The organism is Streptomyces sp. NPDC050674 (assembly GCF_040654575.1).
Taxonomy (GTDB): domain Bacteria; phylum Actinomycetota; class Actinomycetes; order Streptomycetales; family Streptomycetaceae; genus Streptomyces.
Genome location: NZ_JBFAIG010000007.1, coordinates 1 through 21,478, shown reverse-complemented (window position 1 = coordinate 21,478; position 21,478 = coordinate 1). Strand labels below are relative to the sequence as shown.

The following is a 21,478-nucleotide window of genomic DNA, read 5'->3' as shown; positions in this document are numbered from 1 at the left end:
GGTTCGCCCCGGTCCGCCCGCCATCTCGCGCGTCATGCGGTGAAGTCCTCGCGCGTCTGCTCGATCACGGACCGGCTGCCGTGCAGCAGGGACAGCAGCAGCGGGGCGGCCAGCAGGGCGGGCAGGGCCTCGGTCAGCAGGGCCGTCGACGCGGCCGTCAGGAGCAGCAGGGAGGCGGCGGCGAGGGTGGCGCGGCCGTGCCGGAGCAGGAAGTGGGCGGCGAGGCGGGCGGTGTCCCGGGCGCGGAAGGCGAACAGCGAGGTGAGGACGAGGGCGTGCGCGCCCCACAGGAGGGATCCGGCGCCGATCGCCGCGAGCAGCAACGCCCACCAGCCGGGCAGGCCCGTGGCGGCGAAGTGCGTGAGGGTGAAGGCGATGACGGTGAGCCATGCCAGCAGGGGCGCCCACAGTTTCAGCGCGGGTACGGCGTTGAGGCGCCAGGCGCGCAGGTAGGCGCGGGCCGGGTGCAGTTCGGTGAGGTCGCGGCCGCGGTGGTGGAGGGCGTGCAGCGCGGCGGACAGGGCCGGGCCGAGGGGCAGCAGGCACCCGGCCGCGAGGGGGAGGTTCGCGGGGTCGGGGCCGAGCAGGAGCAGTCCGGCCAGGCCCGGTGAGGCGGCGAGGAGCAGCAGTGCCTCGACGGTGAGGACGGTGTGGACGAGGGCGGAGGCACGCGAGAGGGTTCCGGTGCCGAATCCGGCCGTGCGCGCGTTCACCCGTTCTCCTTGCGGTACCGCTCGTGCGCCTTGTTGTGCAGGTCGACGAGCTGCTGCATGTTCTTCGACTTCAGTTCGGCGAGGTAGGCGTCCCACTGGGACAGCGGACGCTTGCCGAGGACGAACCGGAGGGTGTTCTGGATGACGTGGTCCTTGAGCGGGGTGTCCCAGAGGGTCGCCTGCTCCTGTTCGAAGGACTGGAGGGGGTGGGCCGGGTCGACGGGCAGTTGCCGGCGCCGGGCCATGGCGGCCTGGAACCTCTGCTCGTCCGGGCTGAACGAGGAGGAGACCAGGTCCCAGCTGCCGCCGTAGGTGAAGACGCCGTTGAAGAAGCCGTAGTCCTTCTGGAGGTCCTTCGGCGCGTCCGGGTCGGCGCCCATGAGGGAGATGCCGGGTTTCAGCTCGAACCGGCCGCCGGAGCGGGTGTAGGTGACGCCCTCGACGCCCCACTTGCAGAACGTCTGGCCCTCGTCGGAGTACCAGAGCCAGTCGAGGAACTGCATCATCGCGACGAAGTGGTCGCTCTTGAGGGCTTTGCTGGAGACCATGACGCCGTTCTCCAGCCGGGTGCCGCCGAACACGACGGGACCGGCCGGCCCGATCGGCACGGGCACCATCTCGATCTTCGCGCCCTTGACCTGCTTCTCCAGGTTGTAGCGGTAGTTCTGCACCAGCTCCTGGGCGTTGGCGCTGATCACGTAGGACTTCTCGGCCAGCAGCCTCTGCACGGCCTGCTCGTCCTGCTGGGTGAAGCTCTCCGGGTCCAGCAGCTTCTCGGCGACGATCTTCCTCAGGTACTCGATCATGTGGCGGTAGCCGTCCGTCGCGCCGTTGAAGACGAACGCTCCCGCCTCGGCGTCGAAGGCGATGTTGTCGTACGTCCAGCCCGCCTTGACCCCGTACGCCTGGCCGAGGTAGCTGAACAACGCCCCGCAGGGGAAGGGGGTGTTGGTGCTCCAGCGGTCGGTCCAGGGGTACGTGCCGGGGTACTCCTCCTTGAGCGCCTTGAGGACGCTGTACACCTCGTCCCAGGTGGTGGGCAGGCTGAGCCCGTGCTTGTCGAGGATGTCCGTGCGGAAGGACAGCGAGTAGTTCGACTTGGGCTTCTCGTGCAGGCCGGGCAGCAGGTAGTACCTGCCGTCGGACTGGCGGATGGAGTCGAGTTCGGGTTCCAGCTTCCACTTGCGCACCTTGTCGCGGAAGTTGGGCATGAGCTTGACGTAGTCGCTGACCGGAAGGATGGCGCCCGAGGAGACGAAGGCGACCTCGGAGGGGTGGTACGTCTTGGGGATCAGGAAGGGCGCGTCGCCCGCGCCGATGAGCACGCTGCGCTTCTTCTCGTAGTCGGCCAGCGGCACGTCGACCGGCTTGAGGGTCACACCGGTGCGCCTGGTCAGTTCCTTCCAGAACAGCCAGTCGTCCTTCATCGGGTACACCGGGTTGTTGTTGTGCAGGACGGAGAAGGACAGTGGCCGGGCGGCCTTGAACTGCTGGCCGGGCCGGTAGTTCTTCATGGCGCCGTCCTGCTTCTTGGACAGGTCCTTGGAGTCGCCGCCGTCCTCCCCGCCACCGCAGCCGGTGACCGTGGCGAGGCCGATGAACCCGGCGGCGGCGAGGATCCGGCGCCGCGACAGCTGTCCTTCGTCGTTCACGAGAACTCCCTTGTTCCGTAGTCCAGTCGAGGAGAGGTGCGGCGTTCAGCCCTTGACCGCGCCGAGCATCACGCCCGAGACGAAGAAGCGCTGGACGAAGGGGTACACGAGGAGGATCGGCAGGGCGGTGAGGACGATGGTGACCGCCTGGATGCTCGCGCCGACCTGGCTGAGCTCCGCGGTGCCCGCACCGGCGTTGCCGCCTCCGGTGGCGCCCGCGATGAGGTTGCGCAGATAGACGGTGACCGGCATCAGGTCGGAGTGGTCCATGTACAGGAACGCGCTGAACCACGAGTTCCAGAAGGACACGGAGTAGAAGAGCACCATCGTCGCCACGACCGCCTTGGACAGCGGCAGCACGATCCTGAACAGGATGCCGTAGGTGCTCAGACCGTCGATCTGCGCGGCTTCCTCCAGCTCCGTCGGCAGGTTTTCGAAGAAGGCCTTCATCACCAGCAGGTTGAAGACACTGATCGCGTTCGGCAGGGCGATCGCCCACACGCTGTTCTTCAGACCGAGGCTGGTGACCAGGATGTAGTTCGGGATCAGGCCGCCGGTGAAGAACATGGTGAACACGGCGATGCCGACGAGCACGCCGCGGCCCCTCAGGTGCCGTTTGGACAGGACGTAGGCGTAGCAGGTCGTCAGGACCATGGCGACGGCCGTGGCCACGACCGTGTAGAGCACGGTGTTGCCGTAGGTGCGCCAGAACATCGAGTCCTGGAACACGATCCTGTAGGTGGTCAGGTTGAACCCCTTGGGCCACAGGCCGACCTCACCGGCCCGGATCTGGCGCTCCCCGCTGAAGGACCGCGCGACGATGTTGGCGAAGGGGTACAGGGTCACCAGCACGACGAGCGTGAGGACCACCCCGTTGAACCCCTGGAAGACCCGGTAGGAACGGCTCGGCCTCACCACAGGCTCGTCCCCACCGTGCGACGCGAGAGCGTGTTGGCCGAGGTGATCAGGACCAAACCGATGATCGCCTCGAACAGGCCGATGGCGGCGGCGTAGCTGAAGCTGCTGGACTCGACACCGGCCCGGTAGACGTAGGTGGAGATCACGTCGGCGGTCGGATAGGTCAGCGGGTTGTACAGGAGCAGCACCTTCTCGAAGCCGACCGCCATGAAGGTGCCGATGTTGAGGATCAGCAGGGTGACCATGGTGGGGCGGATGCCGGGCAGGGTGACGTGCCAGATCTGCTGCCAGCGGTTGGCGCCGTCGATGCGGGCGGCCTCGTAGAGATCCTCGTCGATCGTGGTGAGCGCGGCGAGGTAGAGGATCGTGCCCCAGCCGGCGGTCTGCCAGATCTCCGAGCCGACGTAGATGGTGCGGAACCACTCGGGTTCCTGGATGAAGCGGACCGGCTCGTGGCCGAGCCGTTGCAGGACGTGGTTGACCGGGCCGTCGCCGGCCAGCATCTGCATCGTGATGCCCGCGACGATCACGATGGACAGGAAGTGCGGGAGGTACGAGACCGACTGCACGAACCGCTTGAGGGAACGCCGGCGCACCTCGTTCAGCAGCAGCGCGAGCACGATCGGCACCGGGAAACAGAAGACGAGGGTGAGCCCGCCCAGCCACAGGGTGTTGCGGAACACCTGCCAGAAGGTGGGGTCGCTCAGGAACATCCGCACATAGCGCAGACCCACCCACTCCTCGCCGAAGAGTGAACCGCCCGGTTCGAAGCGCCGGAAGGCGATCACGTTCCCGATCATCGGCAGATAGCGGAAGACCAGGAAGAACAGCAGCGGCAGGATCGCCAGGGAGTACAGCTGCCAGTCACGGCGCAGCGCCCGGCCCGGACCGGTCCGGGCGGACGCCCGCCTGGCGCGTCGCGGGGCCGCTCGGGCGGGCGGCTGGTCCTGGGTGCCCGGCGGGGCCGGTGTGGTGGACGTGCTCATTGCTCGGGCCTCCCGTGGGCAGGGACGCGGAACCGAAACTTTCGAGCTCTTACCGGTAACTTCGCGGCAACTTAAGGGCAGCAGAAAGCGCTGTCAATGGGTGCTGCGAGAGTCGGACGGGGCGCGTGCGCCGCGTTGGATCCGGCGCGGAGGCGGGCAAACGGGGGTGCCGGGCCCCGTTTTCCGTCGCAAGTTTCCGTCATGGCTCCGACTCCTGCGATGGGCGGTCCCGTCGGGGTTTCGGCCTCTCCGCCCTCCGCGTCGACGGACACGGGGTGCGCGGGGCGTGGACAACCGGACCGCTCGGCGCTACCTTCCGCTCAGGCGGGGTGGGAGCGCTCCCATCACGGTGGACCGGAACCCGCCCTTCGAGTCGCTCCCATCCCGCTCATCCGTGCACCCACATCCGCAGGTCGGACCCCCACGAACGGATGATGATGTCATGATCATGACAACACGGCCGGGAGGAACCCCGATGCCCCGATCGGGCTTCCCCACCCGGGCCAGAGCCCTCTTACTGGTGCTGCTCTCCCTCCTCGTCACCGTCCCGGCCATCGGACTGGTCATGTCGACCGGCGGTGAGGCGGAGGCGCACGGCACCCCCATGAAGCCCGGCAGCCGTACCTTCCTGTGCTGGCAGGACGGACTGACCGACACCGGTGAGATCAAGCCGGTGAACCCCGCGTGCCGGGGCGCGCAGCAGGTCAGCGGCACCACGCCGTTCTACAACTGGTTCTCGGTGCTGCGCTCGGACGGCGCGGGCCGCACCCGGGGCTTCGTACCGGACGGCGAGCTGTGCAGCGGCGGCAACGCCAACTTCACCGGGTTCAACACCCCCGGCAAGGACTGGCCGCTCACCCATCTCACCTCCGGCGCGACGGTCGACTTCTCGTACAACGCCTGGGCGGCGCACCCGGGTTGGTTCCACGTCTACATCACCAAGGACGGCTTCGACCCCACCAGGACTCTCACCTGGAACGACATCGAGGAGCGGCCGTTCCTGAGCGTCGACCACCCGCCGCTGAACGGCTCCCCGGGCACGGTCGAGGCCAACTACTCCTGGGCCGGGAAGCTCCCCGACAACAAGTCGGGGCGCCACATCATCTACATGGTCTGGCAGCGCTCCGACAGCAAGGAGACCTTCTACTCCTGCTCCGACGTCGTCTTCGACGGGGGCAAGGGCGAGGTGACCGGCATCAAACAGCCGGGGACCCCGTCCGAGCCGGTGCCGGGCACCTGCACGGCCACCCGCAAGACGACCGGCACCTGGAACGGCGGCTACCAGTCCGAGGTGACCGTCACCAACACCGGCACGGTCCCGATGCTCGGCTGGATGGTCGACTGGACCCTCCCGGCGGGCCAGAAGGTCGACAGCCTGTGGAGCGGCAGCGCGACCTACAACGGCCAGGCGGTGATGGTCCACAACGCCAACTGGAACGGCTCCCTGGCCCCGGGCAAGAGCGCGACGTTCGGCTACGTCGTCTCGGGCTCGGGGGGTGACAGCGCGAGCGCGCTGCCCTGCCGGGTGGGCTGAACGAACGGAGGCGTCGGGCGGGCCCGGTGACCGGAGGATCGGTGACCGGGCCCGTCGGCGCGACAGCTGCGTCCCGGCCGGGAGGCCGAAGGTCGTGGGCGGATCGCGTCTCACGACAGGTGCGTCCCGGCCGGGGTGGCCGATGGTCGTGGGCGGATGGCGTCTCCGGATCTTGACCTCGGTGGGGGCCGACCGTGGCCTCCTCCCCTGTCGGCCGGCTCCCCGTGGGTCGGCCGGGGTGGTCGGGCGCGTCGGGGCGCTTGCCCCGTGGGGGCCGGGGAGCCCGGACCGCCGTCGCCCCATATGTCGCTGTTATCCAGGTGTGCGATTCTGTTGGAGGGTGCCGTGCCGCTCATGTGCGGCGTGGATCCGCCCGCGTCGTCGTCACGTGAGGTCCGGGGACTCCCACCTGCCGGTGACCGCGGCATGGACGGGAGGTGGATGCGGACATGCCCCAGCACGGCGATGCCCGGGCCGCGGCTCCCGGCTTGCGGGCGCCGGGGAACGGGGGCACGGGTCCGTCTCGCCTCGCGCAGGAGCCCGCCGCGCGGACGCGCGTGCTGGCGTTCGCAGGAGTGTCGCTGGCGGCGGTGTACGTACGCGGCGAGCACGCGGCGGAACTCCGGCTGGTGGAGTCGGCCACCGCCGGATCCGGGCCGCACCGTCGACTGCCGGGACGCGTGCCGGTCGCGGTGGAGCCGACGAGACCTTCGGGCACCCCTGCGGGGGGCGTCAGGCCCGACGCCCCCGCCGGTCCGGGACCGGGCACCCCTGCGGACTCACCGGCCGCCGGGGGCGTTGTCCCGGCCGTCGCCGAGGCCTGTCTGCGGGGACGGCCGGTGTGGCTCGCCGACGTGGTGCTCGCCGGGCGGGACGAGGACGCGCCCGCCTCCGTCCCGGTCGGAGCGCTGCCGCTGGGGGCCGCGGGTGGGTGGCTGGGCTGTCTCCTCGTGGTGGGAGAGGCCGGCGAGGGCTTCGGGGCCGAGCAGCGGGAGTTCCTCGAGCGGTACGCCGAGGCCGTCGCCGAGCGGCTGCGGGGCGAGGCCGACCGGTCGGCGCCTTCACCCCTGCTGGATTCCGCCCTGCGTGCCATGGGCGTCGGCTCCTTCGCCCTGTCCCCCGGCACCGGACTGGTCGAGACCGACTCCGCCCTGCTCGAACTCGTCGGCATCCCCGAGCGCGGCTTCGACGGCAAGACCGACACGCTGCTCTCGTGCAGCGTCCCGGAGGACGTCCCGGCCCTGATGTCGGTCATCGAGCCATCCGCGCAGACCCCCGGCCGCCGTGAGCTGGAGTTCCGTATCCGCCGCCCCACCGGCGAACTGTGCTGGCTGCGGCTGAGCTGCCGGGTGCTGAAGCGGTCCGACGGCGCCCCCGAGCGGGTGCTGGGCGTGGTGACCGCGGCGCCCGTGCTGCGCCGCGGGGCCAGCGACGTGGGCCGGATCCAGTGGCTGACGGCCGCGCTCGACGACGCGACGACCGTCCGGGACGTCGGCCGGGTGGTGGTCGCCGCGCTGCGCGAGCCCCTCGATGCCGACCGGGTGGCGCTCGCGGAACTGCTGGAGGACCGGCTGGCCGTCACCGTGCTCGATCCGCCGGGTGCCGGTGCCTGGCCGGAACTGTGGCGGCGCGAGTGGCGTTCGGAGTTTCCCGACGCACCCGTCACCGCCCTGCCCACGCTCCAGGCGGCGCTGCGCGACGGGCGGCTGAGCCTGTGGCCCGCGGGTTCGGTGCTGGAGCCCGGGCTGGCCGGGATCGGCCCCGGCGGGCTCGCGGTGCTGCCGCTGCCGGCCAAGCGACGGGTGGCCGGGGTGTGCCTGGTCGGCTGGGACAGCCCGCACGAGTTCGCCCCCGAGGAGCGGGCCCTGCTGACCGCGACCGCCGGGCTGGTCGGGCAGGCCCTGAAACGCGCGCACGCCTACGACGCCGAGCAGGAGCTCGCCACGATGCTCCAGCGCAGCCTGCTGCCGCGCCGGCTCCCCCGGCTGCCCGGGGGCACGGCCGTGGCCCGCTATCTGCCCGCCCGGCGAGGACTCCAGGTGGGCGGCGACTGGTACGACGTGATCGCGCTGTCGGAGAACAAGGTGGCCCTGGTCATCGGGGATGTACAGGGCCACAGCGCGGGGGCCGCGACGATCATGGGCCAGATGCGTACGGCGGTCCGGGCCTACGCCGTGGAGGGGCATCCGCCGGACGTGGTCGTCGCGCACGCCAACCGGCTGCTCGTCGGCATGGAGACCGACCTCTTCGCCACCTGCTGCTACGTCGAACTGGACATGGAGGAAGGCAACGCGCTGTTCGTGCGGGCCGGGCACCTGGCCCCGCTCGTACGGCACCCCGACGGCGGCACCGCGGAGATCGCGGTCGAGGGCGGGCTCCCGCTCGGCGTGCTCGCGGATGCGGAGTTCCCGCTGACGGCGCTCGCGCTGGCCCCGGGCTCGGTGCTCGCGCTGGTCACGGACGGTCTGGTCGAATCGGCGGATCTGCAACTGGACGAGGGGATGCGGCTCGTGCGCCAGGCGCTCGCCGCGGCCGATCCGTCCGACCCGGGGCGCATGGCCGACGCCCTCCTCGGCGAGGCCGGGCAGCGCGAGGACGACGTGGCGTTGCTGCTGCTGCGCTACGACGGGATGCGGGTACGGCCCGTGCGGGTCGGCTGGGTGGTGTGGCGGCTGCCGGACGCGGTGATGCACGCCCGCCGGTTCAGTGCGCGCACGCTGCGCTCGTGGGGCATCGCGGCCGAGGCCGACACCGTCCTGCTGGTGGTGTCGGAGCTGGTCACCAACGCGCTGGTGCACACCCAGGGCGCGGTCCGGGTGGAACTGACGCTGGCGGCGGACCGGCTGCGGGTGACCGTGAGCGACTCCTCGCCCCGGGCGCCGGCCAAGCCGGTGGTCGTGGACTGGGAGTCGACGGGCGGCCGAGGGCTCTTCCTCGTCGAGGCCGTGTCGGCGGCCTGGGGCTCGGTGCCGGTGGGCGGCGGCAAGCAGGTGTGGAGCGAGATCGTCGTCACCCGCCGGGAACGGGACCCGGACACCGGCGAGGCACCGGACCCGGAACCGGAGACCGAACCGGAGGAGGAGCGCAGGCCGGGCCGCGTCTGGGGCCGGGGCCGTGACCGCACCTGGGGCCTGGTCCGCAACCGCGACCGCCGCAGGGGCCGCGGTCAGGGCCCGGACCACGACGACGGCGAGGACGCGGACGCCGACGGCGACGGCCCTGCGGATCCCGGCCCCGGCCGGGCCCCCGACCGCCACGACGACCGGCCTCCTGACCACCACCGCGACCCGGCCCCCGAGCACCACACCGACCGGGCTCCCGAGCACGACGCCGACCAGGCTCCTCGCCACGACGACGACCGGCCCACGGGCGTGACCGCCGGGCACGTCCGGCGCAGAGCGGGCCGGGGCCCACACCGGACGGCTCCGTCCCCGGGCCGGGACGGCCCGGACGGGGAGGTTCCTGATGCGTGGCCTCGGCCGGCGCGGCGTCGGGTGGCTGGTGGCGGTCGTGCTGGCCGTGTCCTCGGCCGCGTGCGCCGACGGCGGCGGGGGCGCCGGGGACGGACCGACCATCGGGCTGCTGCTGCCGAGCCGGGCCGTGCCCCGCTGGGAGAAGTCCGACCGGCCCCTGATCGAGAAGCGGGTCAGGGAGCTGTGCCCGGACTGCACGGTCGTGTACGCCAACGCCGAGAACGACGCGGCGAGTCAGCGAGCCCAGATGGACTCGATGATCACCCGGGGCGTCTCGGCACTGATCCTGGACGTCGTCGACCCCGGGGCGTTGCGCTCCTCGGTGCGTGAGGCCCGGCGCGAGGGCATCCCGGTGATCGCCTACGACCGGCTGGCCGAGGGGCCGATCTCGGGCTTCGTCAGTTTCGACGGCGGCGAGGTCGGCAGGCTCCAGGGCCGGGCCCTCCTGCGGGGCATGGAAGCCAGGACCGGCGGCGACGGTGTCGTCATGATGAACGGCGACCCGTCCAGCCCCAACGCCGCCTGGTACGAGGGCGGGGCCCGGTCCGTCCTGCGGGGCGAGGCGCGGATCCTGAAGTCGTACAGCACCCTCGGGTGGCGTACGGAGAACGCACACGATCACATGACCGCCGCGATCAGCGCCCTCGGTCCGAGCCGGATCGACGGCGTCCTCGCGGCCAACGACTCGATCGCCGCCGGTGTCGTCTCGGCGCTCAAGAGCGCCCGCGTCTCACCGCTGCCCCCGGTCACCGGGCAGGACGCCGACCTCGACGCGGTGCGGCGCATCGTCAAGGGCGAGCAGTACATGACCGTCTACAAACCGTTCCGGCTGGAGACCGAGGCGGCGTCCGCGATGGCCGTCGCCCTGGCGCGGGGCAACGACATCGACGCCCTCGTCACGACGGAGGTGGACAGCCCCACGACCAAGGACGTCCCGGCGATCCTGCTCACCCCGAGGGCGGTGACGCGCGAGACGATCGGCCGGACGCTCGTGCGGGACGGTGTCTACACGCTCGACCAGATCTGCGTCCCGAAGCTCCGCTCGGCCTGCGACAAGGCCGGGCTCACCCGCTGAGCGAGGTGGTCCACGTGGCCCATCCACCCGTACTGGCGTTGCGCGGCATCACCAAGCGGTTCGGTGGCGTACAGGCCCTCGTGGACGTCGACCTGAAGGTCCGGGCCGGTGAGGTCGTGGCCCTGGCCGGCGACAACGGGGCCGGTAAGTCCACCCTGATCAAGGTGATCTCCGGGGTCAGCCCCGCGGACCGGGGCGTCATCGAGTGGGAGGGCCGCCCCGTGCAGATCAAACGCCCGCACGACGCCCACGCGCTGGGCATCGCGACCGTGTACCAGGACCTCGCCATGTGCGACAACCTGGACGTCGTGGGCAACCTGTTCCTCGGTCGCGAGATCGACCGGGTGGGCATCCTCGACGAGGTCGAGATGGAGCGCCGCGCCCGTGACCTGATGCGCGCCCTGTCGATCCGCATCCCGGACGTGCGGATGCCGGTCGCCGCGCTGTCGGCCGGACAACGGCAGGCGGTCGCGATCTCCCGCTCGCTGATGGGCGCCCCCAAGGTGCTGCTGCTCGACGAGCCCACCGCGGCCCTGGGCGTGGAGCAGACCAGTCATCTGCTCGACCTGATCGAGGAGGTGCGCGACCGCGGTATGGCGATCATCCTCATCAGTCACAACATGGGCGACATCAAGGCCGTGGCGGACCGGGTCGCCGTCCTGCGGCTGGGCCGCAACAACGGGCTGTTCGACGTGAGCACGGTGACGCAGGAGCAGATCATCTCCTCCGTGACGGGGGCGGCGGACAACGCCGTGGCCCACCGCGCCAGGGGCGACGAGGAGGCGTGGCCGTGAGCCGGGGCGAAACGCACCGCGACGGCGGACCGGCCGGGCCGGGCAGCTCCGGTCCGCCCGCCACCGGCGGCGAGCGGCGCGCCCGGGGGTGGCAGGGCGGCCTGCGCGAGCACGCCCGGGTGGTCTTCGGCGGTGCGCGGGCCGGCGAGCGGGGCCCGCTGCTGGTCATCGCCGGGCTGGTCGTGATCTGGGTCGTCTTCCAGGCCCTGGACGACAAGTTCCTTTCGCCGCGCAACCTGTCCAACCTCAGCGTGGACATCGTGGGGACCGGCCTGGTCGCCGTCGGGATCGTGTTCGTGCTGCTGATCCGGGAGATCGATCTGTCGGTCGGTTCGGTCAGCGGCCTCGCGGGGGCCGCCTTCGCCGTGCTGAACGTCAACCACGGGGTGCCGGAGTGGCTCGCGGTGATCGTGGCCGTGGCCGCGGGGACGGCCGTGGGCGCCTTCCACGGGTTCTTCTTCGCCTGGCTCGGCGTGCCGGCGTTCGTGGTGACGCTGGCCGGGCTGCTGATCTGGAACGGCCTGACGCTCTACCTGCTGGGGGCGAGCGGCACGATCAACATCGACGAGGAGGGCCTGGTCGCCTCCCTGACCAGCCGGCACTTCGGCAACGCCCTGGCGGCGTACGCGGTGGCCGCACTCGGCACGGCCGGGTACCTCCTGGCCGCCCGCCGCCGGCGGAGCCGCCACCGGGCGGCCGGGATGCCCTACCGGCCGGCGGGTGAGATCTGGATGCGCACCGGGCTGCTCGCGGTGGTCGCCTTCGCCGCGGCCCACACCCTCAACCGGTTCCAGGGGCTGCCGCTGGCGCTGCTGGTCTTCCTGGTGGTGCTGGTCGTCTCGGACTACGTGCTGCGCCGCACCCGCCACGGGCGGCGGGTGTACGCGCTGGGCGGCGGGGTCGAGGCGGCGCGGCGGGCCGGCATCGGCGTGGAGCGGGTACGGGTCGCGATGTTCATGGTGTCGGGGACGCTGGCCGCGGTCGGCGGGCTGTTCGTGGCGTCGGGGCTGACCTCGGCGAGCCCGACGACGGCGCGTGCCGCCGGTTCCGGGATGCTGCTGATCAACGCGATCGCCGCGGCCGTCATCGGCGGGACGAGTCTGTTCGGCGGGCGGGGTTCGCCCTGGTCGGTGCTGCTCGGTGTGGTGGTCATCCAGTCGATCGCCTCGGGGATGGGGCTGCTGGGGGTCCAGGACGCCGTGCAGTTCATGATCACGGGTGGTGTGCTGCTGGCCGCCGTCGCTGCGGACGCGCTGTCCCGGCGGGCGGAGGCCAGACGGGGCCGGCCGTGAGGCGTGCCGCGCATCGCGCGCCTTGAATACGCCGCTTATTCCGTTTGTCATGAAATGCCTAACCCGCGGCAAAGGTGGGTAGGGACCGAGGTGTCATGATGCGCAGCCGCCTGCTCAGGGCGGCCGTGGCCGCCGCGGTCGCCTCCGGCCTGGCCCTCGCCGGGTGCGGTGACGCGGACCTGTCCGGCAGCGAGGGGCAGGTCCGGCTGAGCGTGCTCGCGACCGACGTGCCGCAGGTGCAGACCCTCAAGAAGCTCACCCGGAAGCACTTCACGGCACAGACCGGCATCACCGTCGACTACACGGTGCTGCCGGAGAACGAGGCGCGGGAGCGGATGAACCGCGAGTTCGCGACCCAGTCCGGGAACTACGACGTGGCCAGCGTCAGCGCGTACGAGGTGCCGATCTACGCGGACAACGACTGGCTCGTCCCGCTGGACCCCTATGTGAAGGCGGACGAGGACTTCGACCAGGACGACGTCTTCCCGAACCTGGCCTCCTCGCTGACCGGGGAGGACGGCGCGCTGTACGCCGAGCCCTTCTACGGCGAGGGCTCGTTCCTGATGTACCGCAAGGACCTGTTCCGCAAGGACGGGCTGACCATGCCGGCGAACCCGACTTGGCGGCAGGTCGCGGATCTCGCCGCCCGGGTCGACGGCTCCGAGGGCGCGAGCGGCATCTGCCTGCGCGGCCTGCCCGGCTGGGGCCAGAACCTCGCCCCGATCAACACCGTCGTCAACACCTTCGGCGGCGCCTGGTACGACATGGACTGGAACGCCCGCCTGACGTCCCCGGAGTTCAAGGAGGCCGTGGGCTTCTACGTCGGCCTGCTGCGCTCGCACGGCCAGCCCGGCGCCGAGCGGATGGGCGTGCTGGAGATCCTGGACCGTTTCGTCGAGGGCAAGTGCGCCATGATGTACGACGCGACCTCGCTGGCCTCGTCGATCGAGGCCGACAGTTCCTCCGTCAAGGGCAAGGTGGGCTACGTCCCCGCCCCGCACGAGCGGACCGAGAAGGCCGGCTGGCTGTGGACCTGGGCCTGGGGCATCCAGCAGGCCTCCGAGAACAAGGACGCCGCCTGGGAGTTCATCTCCTGGGCCTCCTCCAAGGAGTTCCAGGAGCTCGTCGGCCAGGAGGTCGGCTGGACCTCGGCTCCCGCCGGGAACCGCAGGTCGCTGTACGAGAAGCCCGAGTACCAGCAGGCGGCTGGCGCCTGGTACCGGCAGGAGTACACGGCCGCGACGGACTCCGCCGACCCGAAGGACCCCGGCGTGGCCCCGCGCCCGTACGACGGCATCGGTTTCCTGGGGATTCCCGAGTTCGCGGTGCTGGGCACGGCGGTCTCCGAGCAGATCGCCGCGGCCATCGCCGGGCGGCAGTCGGTGGACGCGGCTCTCGACAAGTCGCAGGACCTCGCCCAGGCCGCGGCGGCGAAGTACCGCGGCGAGTGACCCGGCCGCCGCCGACCGGAGCCGCCCGCGAACGGCGCGGGCCGCGCCCCCGTCACCCGGGAACGCGGCCCTCGAACTGCCGTGGCGGTCCGCTTACTTGCGGATCAGGCTGCGCAGCACGTACTGCATGATGCCGCCGTTGCGGTAGTAGTCCGCCTCGCCGGGGGTGTCGATGCGGACGACCGCGTCGAACTCCACGCCGGTGTCGGTGGTGACCTTCACCGTGCGCGGGGTGGTGCCGTTGTTGAGCTCCTCGACGCCGGTGAAGTCGAAGGTCTCCTCACCGGTGAGGCCGAGGGACTCGGCGGACCGGCCCTCCGGGAACTGCAGCGGCAGGACGCCCATGCCGATGAGGTTCGAGCGGTGGATGCGCTCGTACGACTCGGCGATGACGGCCTTGACGCCGAGGAGCGCGGTGCCCTTGGCGGCCCAGTCGCGGGACGAGCCGGAGCCGTACTCCTTGCCGGCCAGGACGACCAGCGGGATGCCGGCGGCCTGGTAGTTCTGCGAGGCGTCGTAGATGAAGGAGACGGGGCCGCCGTCCTGCGTGAAGTCGCGGGTGTAGCCGCCCTCGGTGCCCGGCGCGATCTGGTTGCGCAGGCGGATGTTGGCGAACGTGCCGCGGATCATGACCTCGTGGTTGCCGCGGCGCGAGCCGTAGCTGTTGAAGTCGCGGCGCTCGACGCCGTGCTCCGTGAGGTACTTGCCGGCCGGGGTGTCGGCCTTGATGGCGCCGGCCGGGGAGATGTGGTCGGTGGTGACCGAGTCGCCGAGCTTGGCGAGCACCCGGGCGCCGGAGATGTTCTCGACCGGGGACGGCTCGTGGGCCATGCCCTCGAAGTACGGGGGCTTGCGCACGTAGGTCGACTCGGCGTCCCACTCGAAGGTGTTGCCGGTCGGGATCGGCAGCGCCTGCCACTGGGCGTCGCCCGCGAACACGTCCGCGTAGGACTTGGCGAACATGTCCTCGCCGATGGCGTTGGCGACGACGTCGTTCACCTCGGCCTCGGAGGGCCAGATGTCCTTGAGGAAGACCGGGTTGCCGTCCTGGTCGGTGCCCAGGGCGTCCCGGGTGATGTCGACCTTCATGGAGCCGGCCAGCGCGTAGGCCACGACCAGCGGCGGGGACGCCAGGTAGTTCATCTTGACGTCGGGGTTGATGCGGCCCTCGAAGTTCCGGTTGCCGGAGAGGACCGAGGTGACCGCGAGGTCGTGGTCGTTGACGGCCTTGGAGACCTCCTCCGGCAGCGGGCCGGAGTTGCCGATGCAGGTGGTGCAGCCGTAGCCGACGAGGTTGAAGCCGACCTTGTCGAGGTAGGGGGTCAGGCCCGCCTTCTCGAAGTAGTCGGTGACGACCTTGGAGCCCGGGGCGAGGGTGGTCTTGACCCACGGCTTGCGGGTCAGGCCCTTCTCCACCGCCTTCTTGGCCACCAGGGCGGCGGCGACCATGACGTACGGGTTGGAGGTGTTGGTGCAGGAGGTGATGGCCGCGACCGTCACCGCGCCGTGGTCGATCTCGTAGGTCGAGCCGTCGGGGGCGGTGACGGTGACCGGGTTCGACGGAACGGCGGCACCGGTGCCCTCGGCGTGCTGCGGCGCGCCGGCGCCGTTCTCCTGGCTGCCGTAGGCCGGGGCGTCGGAGGCCGGGAAGGACTCGGCGCTGGCCTCGTCGACCGGGGAGTTCGAGGCGGCGGGCCGGGCGGCGGGCGCCTCGACGTAGTTGAGGACGTCCTTGGCGAACTGCTGGGCGGCCTCGGCGAGGACGATGCGGTCCTGCGGGCGCTTCGGGCCGGCGATGGAGGGCACGACCGTCGACAGGTCGAGCTCGAGCTTCTCGGAGAAGTCGGGCTCGGCGGCCGGGTCGAGCCAGAGGCCCTGCTCCTTGGCGTACGCCTCGACCAGGGCGAGCTGCTGCTCGCTGCGGCCGGTGAGCCGCATGTAGTTGATGGTCTCGTCGTCGATCGGGAAGATCGCGGCGGTGGAGCCGAACTCCGGCGACATGTTGCCGATGGTGGCGCGGTTGGCCAGCGAGGTGGCGGCGACGCCCTCGCCGTAGAACTCGACGAACTTGCCGACGACGCCGTGCTTGCGCAGCATCTCGGTGATCGTGAGCACCAGGTCGGTGGCGGTGGTGCCGGGCTGGAGCTCACCGGTCAGCTTGAAGCCGACGACGCGCGGGATGAGCATGGAGACCGGCTGGCCGAGCATGGCGGCCTCGGCCTCGATGCCGCCGACGCCCCAGCCGAGGACGCCCAGGCCGTTGACCATGGTGGTGTGCGAGTCGGTGCCGACCAGGGTGTCCGGGTAGGCCTTGCCGTCGCGGACCATGACGACGCGGGCCAGGTGCTCGATGTTCACCTGGTGGACGATGCCGGTGCCGGGCGGGACGACCTTGAACTCGTCGAAGGCGGTCTGGCCCCAGCGCAGGAACTGGTAGCGCTCCTTGTTGCGGCCGTACTCCAGGTCGACGTTCTGCTTGAAGGCGTCGTTCGTGCCGAACTTGTCGGCGATGACGGAGTGGTCGATGACCAGCTCGGCCGGCGCCAGCGGGTTGATCTTCGCCGGGTCGCCGCCCAGCTCCTTCACGGCCTCGCGCATGGTGGCGAGGTCCACGACACAGGGAACGCCGGTGAAGTCCTGCATGATCACGCGGGCCGGCGTGAACTGGATCTCCTGGCTGGGCTGGGCCTGCGAGTCCCATCCGCCGAGGGCACGGATGTGGTCGGCGGTGATGTTCGCGCCGTCCTCGGTACGGAGCAGGTTCTCCAGCAGGACCTTGAGGCTGTAGGGGAGGCGGGCCGAGCCCTCCACCTTGTCCAGCCGGAAGATCTCGTACGACTCGTCGCCCACCTGCAGCGTGCTACGGGCGTCGAAGCTGTTCGCCGACACGACAGTCTCCTTCATTGATGTGCGCGTACCACCACGATCCTGCCGCCACGGCATCTTGGCCGATCCGCTAAGGTAAGGCTAAGTTAGGTAACCCTTACTGGGTGGCGGCTGCGGTGCTCTCTCGGCAGATATCTCGATGTCGAGATAACTCTAGTACACGAGCGCCGGATGGTCATGCCCCGGCGCCCCCTGTCCGGCCATGCGCGGCCTTTTCCCGGGTATCCGCACGAGGAGTCCACGCACCACACCCACGCACGACGGAGAGGGGACAGGCATGCCGCTCACGTTCCGCAAGAGTTTCCGGATCCTTCCGGGAGTGCGGCTGAACATCAACAAGCGCTCCTGGTCCATCACCACCGGCGGGAAGAACGGCCCGCGCCACACCCACAGCAGCACAGGGCGCCGGACGACGTCGATGGACCTGCCCGGGCCCTTCGGATGGCGGCGCACCACGCGCGAGCGCCGACACTGAGGCCGGCGGGCGGGCTTGACGTCCCGTCACCCGTTCGGACCCCCCGTTCGGGTGTCATCTCATATCTGAGATAACCTCAACCGCATGGCAGACGACTACCTCGTACGCATCGGCAAGCTCATCCGTGACGCCCGGCAGCACCGTGGCTGGACTCAGTCGCAGCTGGCCGAGGCGCTCGGCACCAGCCAGAGCGCCGTCAACCGGATCGAGCGCGGCAACCAGAACATCAGCCTTGAGATGATCGCGCGCATCGGGGAGGCCCTCGACAGCGAGATCGTGTCGCTCGGTTACGCCGGTCCGATGCATCTGCGGGTGGTCGGCGGGCGGCGGCTGTCCGGCGCCATCGACGTCAAGACGAGCAAGAACGCGTGCGTGGCGCTGCTGTGCGCCTCTCTGCTCAACGAGGGGCGCACGGTGCTGCGCCGCGTCGCCCGCATCGAGGAGGTGTACCGCCTCCTCGAGGTGCTGGGCTCCATCGGAGTGCGCACCCGCTGGATCAACGACGGCGTCGACCTGGAGATCGTGCCCTCGGCCGAGCTGGACCTGGCGTCGATCGACGCCACCGCCGCCCGCCGCACCCGCTCCATCATCATGTTCCTCGGCCCGCTGCTGCACCGCGTCGACTCGTTCAAGCTGCCGTACGCCGGCGGCTGCGACCTCGGCACCCGCACGGTCGAGCCGCACATGATCGCGCTGCGCCGCTTCGGCCTGGACATCGCCGCCACCGAGGGCCAGTACCACGCCCGGGTGGACCGCGCGGTCAGCCCGGACCGCCCGATCGTGCTGACCGAACGCGGCGACACGGTCACCGAGAACGCCCTGCTCGCGGCCGCCCGGCACGACGGCATCACCGTCATCCGCAACGCCTCGTCCAACTACATGGTCCAGGACCTGTGCTTCTTCCTGGAGGCCCTCGGCGTCAAGGTCGACGGCATCGGCACCACCACGCTCACCGTGCACGGCGTGCCCACCATCGACGTGGACGTGGACTACTCCCCTTCCGAGGACCCGGTCGAGGCGATGAGCCTGGTCGCGGCCGCCGTCGTCACCGAGTCGGAGCTGACGGTGCGCCGGGTGCCGATCGAGTTCCTGGAGATCGAGCTCGCGGTCCTGGAGGAGATGGGCCTCGACCACGACCGCACGCCCGAGTACTTCGCCGACAACGGCCGCACCCGGCTGGTGGACCTGACCGTCCGGCCCTCCAAGCTGGAGGCGCCGATCGACAAGATCCACCCCATGCCGTTCCCGGGCCTGAACATCGACAACGTCCCGTTCTTCGCGGCCATCGCGGCGGTCGCCCAGGGCCAGACCCTCATCCACGACTGGGTCTACGACAACCGCGCCATCTACCTGACCGACCTGAACCGCCTCGGCGGCCGGCTCCAGCTCCTGGACCCCCACCGCGTCCTGGTGGAGGGCCCGACCCGCTGGCGCGCCGCCGAGATGATGTGCCCGCCGGCCCTGCGCCCCGCGGTGGTCGTCCTGCTGGCGATGATGGCGGCCGAGGGCACGTCGGTGCTGCGCAACGTATATGTCATCAACCGGGGTTACGAGGACCTGGCGGAACGGCTGAACTCGGTGGGGGCGCAGATCGAGACGTTCCGGGACATCTGACCCTTCAGCGCGTGAGGTGTGCACCCCCCGAAAAGGGATAGTCCGACACCGTGGACGCGTCTTTGGTGACCTTCGGGCACAGCACCGCCGGGCGGGAGCGGATCGCCGAGCTGTTGCGGGCGGCCGGTGTCACGGCCGTCGTGGACGTGCGGACCGCTCCCGGCAGCCGTCGTGACCCCGATCTGCTGCGGGAGCGGCTCGCCGGGTGGCTGCCGGACGCCGGCCTCTCCTACCGGTGGGAACCCGACCTCGGGGGCTTCCGTCCCCTGCCCGCCGACAGTCCGGACGTCGTGTGGCGCAACGAGTCCTTCCGCGGGTACGCGGCGCACACCCGCTCCCCCGAGTTCGTCACCGCGATGGACCGGTTGCTGGACGAGGCATCGGACGTGCGCACCGCCGTGATGTGCAGCGAGGCGGTCTGGTGGCGCTGCCACCGCCGGCTGATCGCCGACTTCGCGGTCCTCGCCCGCGGTGTGCCCGCCCTGCACCTCATGCACGACGGCCGTCTGAGCGCCCATACGCCGACACCGGGAGCCCGTCTGCGCGACGACGGGCTCCTCGTGTACGACGCCCCCACCGAGCCGGGGCCGGGATGAGCGGTCAGTACAGCTTGTTCACCGCCGTGACGGTCGTGGCCTTGAAGTCGGCCACCTGGGCGTGCTGGAAGGTGCCCATCTGACCCCACCGGACGATCGTGACGGTCGCGCCGTCGCGGCCGACCGAGAAGAGGTTGATGTCGGAGGAGCCCCAGGCGGAGGCGGTGTGGATGCCGTAGACGTCGGCGCCCTCCTCGACGTTCAGCTTGCCGTAGTACTTCTGCGTCGCGGTGATGTCGGGGTCCTGCTGCATCAGCTTCTTCGCGCAGCCGGCCAGGTCCTTGCGCAGCAGCGCCGCGAAGTCCTTCGCCCACTGCTCGCTGCGCCCCTCGACCGTGAGCTGCTGGGCGTTGGTGTCGAACTCCGTCCAGTACTCCCGGTGCGTGGTGATGGACGGCAGCGCGTCGCCCACGCACATCGGCAGCGGGTCGGGCTGGCCGGCCGTGACCGCTCCGGCGTACCAGGGCGAGGACGCGTGCGGCGGCAGCTCGGACGGCTCCAGGAACCGGGGTGTGCCGGAGTCCGGCGTGGTGGCGGCGACGGCCGGGACGGCGGCCACGGCGACACCGGCGACGGCCGCCAGCGCGGCCAGGGTGGTACGGATGCCTCGGGCACGGTTCTGCATGGTCTCCCCCATTGTTTCCCCGGTCTCCCCCGGGTCGTGTGCGCGGGCTTGTGCCCTTGCCCCCTGTACGACCCGCCACCGGCCGCATTCGTTGCCCTGCGGACCTGCTACGGATCCGTCCCGAATGTCACCGCTCTGCTACCGCGGATCGAGCCCCTCACCGAGGGCGGCGACGGCGGCCGGGCCGTGGCCGGCGGCGAGGAGAGGTTGACGGATGTCGTGCTCCAGGTCGGGCACGTAGCCGATCAGGACGTCGGCGGGGCCCTGGACACGGACCTCGCCGAGGACGGCGGGGAGGACGAGGGTGCGGGCGCGGTCCAGGAGGCCGGTCCAGGAGCCGGCGGTGACGGTGACCGGGGCGCCCGCGTTGGTGAGGATCCGCACGGTGGTGAAGCGGTACGACAGGGGCGTCGCCGTACCGGCGGACCAGCGTTCGAGGGCGAAGTGCGGGCCGGCGCAGAGCACGGTGCGCACGACGCCGTCCGCGGCGGGGACGCTCAGGCCGGGGTGGAACTCGGGCCGGGGGCCGGGGCGCCACTCGTCGAGGAGGCGGTCGAGGTTGGCGTGCCACTCGTGGTCGGGGACGGGCGAGCCGTCCTCCATGCGGTGGCGCATGGCGTGCTGCTGGATGTCGGACGTCTGCTCGATCTCGTGGACGAGGGTGTCCGGACCGAAGCTGTGCAGGGTGCCGCCGGGGACGTAGACGGTCTGCCCCGCGCGGACCGGCAGGCGGCGCAGGACCGCGTCGAAGTCCTGGGCCAGCAGCGCCCGGCGCAGGGTGTCGCGGTCCACGCCGGGGCGTACGCCGACCAGGGCGGTCGCTCCCGGGGCGGCGTCCAGGACGTGCCAGGCCTCCGTCTTGCCGTTGGGTTCGCCCTCCAGGCGCCGGGCGGTGGCGTCGTCGGCGTGCAGATGCACCGGGAGGGCTCCGCGGCCGTCGATGAACTTGGTGAGCAGCGGGAAACGGGGGCCGGGCGGGAGCCGGGGGCCGAGCAGTTCCTCCGGGTGCTCGGCCGTGATCTGCCGCAGGGTGCGCCCGGCGAGGGGGCCGTCCAGGACGGTCGAGGCATCGCCCTCGACGTCGCTGACCTCCCAGGTCTCGGCGACCGGCCCGTCGGGCAGGCCGGTGCGGCCCAGCCGCTCGGCGATGGCCCGGCCACCGAAGACGTGCTGCTTGACGGGGCTGGTGAGCCGCAGCGGATGCCAGTCCACGTCCCTCCTCGAACGGGTCGGTGCCGGTGTCCGGCCGGGGTACCCCCGGGGCGTCGGGCGCATGCGTGCGGCAAGGGGCGGATGACCGAGGGGCCGCGGGCCGCGGATGCCGTCGCCTCGCGCCCGGCGCGCGCCGGGCCGGGCCCGGCGAGATCGGAAGGGCGTGGTGTGGGGAAAGAGTG

15 protein-coding genes and 1 pseudogene are annotated in these 21,478 nt (G+C 71.2%); 9 read left to right on the top strand and 7 right to left on the bottom strand.

Features of this window, described 5'->3' with window-relative positions; all coding sequences use genetic code 11:
* Positions 1 to 32: 32 nt before the first annotated feature.
* From AB0I06_RS13660 to AB0I06_RS13645, 4 genes are read right to left on the bottom strand one after another with little or no spacing between them, the layout of a single operon-like run.
* Positions 33 to 713, bottom strand: a complete 681-nt coding sequence (locus AB0I06_RS13660; RefSeq protein ID WP_363118945.1) for a hypothetical protein — start codon at positions 711 to 713, stop codon at positions 33 to 35.
* Positions 710 to 2,365, bottom strand: a complete 1,656-nt coding sequence (locus AB0I06_RS13655) for an extracellular solute-binding protein (protein ID WP_363118944.1) — start codon at positions 2,363 to 2,365, stop codon at positions 710 to 712. The genes AB0I06_RS13660 and AB0I06_RS13655 overlap by 4 nt, the downstream gene beginning before the upstream one ends.
* A gap of 45 nt (positions 2,366 to 2,410) precedes the next feature.
* Positions 2,411 to 3,283 carry a carbohydrate ABC transporter permease gene (locus tag AB0I06_RS13650; protein ID WP_363118943.1) on the bottom strand — a complete coding sequence of 291 codons (873 nt, stop codon included), beginning with the start codon at positions 3,281 to 3,283 and terminating at the stop codon, positions 2,411 to 2,413.
* Positions 3,277 to 4,269, bottom strand: a complete 993-nt coding sequence (locus tag AB0I06_RS13645; protein WP_363118942.1) for an ABC transporter permease subunit — start codon at positions 4,267 to 4,269, stop codon at positions 3,277 to 3,279. Before AB0I06_RS13645 ends, AB0I06_RS13650 begins: the two co-directional genes overlap by 7 nt.
* A 475-nt stretch (positions 4,270 to 4,744) precedes the next feature.
* Between AB0I06_RS13645 and AB0I06_RS13640 the strand changes: the two genes are divergently transcribed.
* The 6 genes and pseudogenes from AB0I06_RS13640 (at position 4,745) to AB0I06_RS13615 (ending at position 13,888) form a co-directional block, all read left to right on the top strand.
* Positions 4,745 to 5,803 (top strand): lytic polysaccharide monooxygenase, encoded by a 1,059-nt coding sequence (locus tag AB0I06_RS13640; RefSeq protein WP_363118941.1) that lies wholly within the window; start codon positions 4,745 to 4,747, stop codon positions 5,801 to 5,803.
* A gap of 449 nt (positions 5,804 to 6,252) precedes the next feature.
* Positions 6,253 to 8,814 (top strand): annotated as a pseudogene (locus tag AB0I06_RS13635) (SpoIIE family protein phosphatase); the annotation flags it as partial.
* Positions 8,815 to 9,268: 454 nt separating this feature from the next.
* Positions 9,269 to 10,351 (top strand): substrate-binding domain-containing protein, encoded by a 1,083-nt coding sequence (locus AB0I06_RS13630; RefSeq protein ID WP_363118940.1) that lies wholly within the window; start codon positions 9,269 to 9,271, stop codon positions 10,349 to 10,351.
* 14 nt (positions 10,352 to 10,365) lie between these two features.
* On the top strand, positions 10,366 to 11,145 hold the full coding sequence (locus tag AB0I06_RS13625) for an ATP-binding cassette domain-containing protein (protein ID WP_363118939.1): 780 nt from the start codon (positions 10,366 to 10,368) through the stop codon (positions 11,143 to 11,145).
* Positions 11,142 to 12,437: a sugar ABC transporter permease gene (locus AB0I06_RS13620; protein WP_363118938.1), complete on the top strand. Its 1,296-nt coding sequence runs from the start codon at positions 11,142 to 11,144 to the stop codon at positions 12,435 to 12,437. The genes AB0I06_RS13625 and AB0I06_RS13620 overlap by 4 nt, the downstream gene beginning before the upstream one ends.
* Positions 12,438 to 12,532: 95 nt before the next feature.
* On the top strand, positions 12,533 to 13,888 hold the full coding sequence (locus AB0I06_RS13615; protein ID WP_363118937.1) for a sugar ABC transporter substrate-binding protein: 1,356 nt from the start codon (positions 12,533 to 12,535) through the stop codon (positions 13,886 to 13,888).
* 93 nt (positions 13,889 to 13,981) lie between these two features.
* Here AB0I06_RS13615 and AB0I06_RS13610 read toward each other — a convergent pair whose 3' ends face one another.
* Positions 13,982 to 16,777, bottom strand: a complete 2,796-nt coding sequence (locus tag AB0I06_RS13610) for an aconitate hydratase (protein WP_363118936.1) — start codon at positions 16,775 to 16,777, stop codon at positions 13,982 to 13,984.
* Between the two features lie 274 nt (positions 16,778 to 17,051).
* On the opposite strand from AB0I06_RS13610, the gene AB0I06_RS13605 reads away from it, so the two are divergent.
* The 3 genes from AB0I06_RS13605 to AB0I06_RS13595 all read left to right on the top strand — a co-directional run bounded on the left by AB0I06_RS13605 (position 17,052) and on the right by AB0I06_RS13595 (position 19,459).
* Positions 17,052 to 17,249 (top strand): DUF4236 domain-containing protein, encoded by a 198-nt coding sequence (locus tag AB0I06_RS13605; RefSeq protein WP_363118935.1) that lies wholly within the window; start codon positions 17,052 to 17,054, stop codon positions 17,247 to 17,249.
* An 84-nt stretch (positions 17,250 to 17,333) separates the two neighbouring features.
* Positions 17,334 to 18,863, top strand: coding sequence for a UDP-N-acetylglucosamine 1-carboxyvinyltransferase (locus tag AB0I06_RS13600; RefSeq protein WP_363118934.1), 1,530 nt, complete (start codon positions 17,334 to 17,336; stop codon positions 18,861 to 18,863).
* 50 nt (positions 18,864 to 18,913) lie between these two features.
* The gene (locus tag AB0I06_RS13595) at positions 18,914 to 19,459 is read left to right on the top strand and encodes a DUF488 domain-containing protein (RefSeq protein ID WP_363118933.1); all 546 of its coding nucleotides are present in this window, start codon (positions 18,914 to 18,916) and stop codon (positions 19,457 to 19,459) included.
* A 4-nt stretch (positions 19,460 to 19,463) separates the two neighbouring features.
* Here the strand turns inward: AB0I06_RS13595 and AB0I06_RS13590 are convergent, their stop codons facing one another.
* Positions 19,464 to 20,096, bottom strand: coding sequence for a hypothetical protein (locus AB0I06_RS13590; RefSeq protein WP_363118932.1), 633 nt, complete (start codon positions 20,094 to 20,096; stop codon positions 19,464 to 19,466).
* 126 nt (positions 20,097 to 20,222) lie between these two features.
* A complete protein-coding gene (locus AB0I06_RS13585) occupies positions 20,223 to 21,296 on the bottom strand; it encodes a type I phosphomannose isomerase catalytic subunit (protein WP_363118931.1) in 1,074 nt (357 codons plus the stop codon).
* Positions 21,297 to 21,478 lie beyond the last annotated feature (182 nt).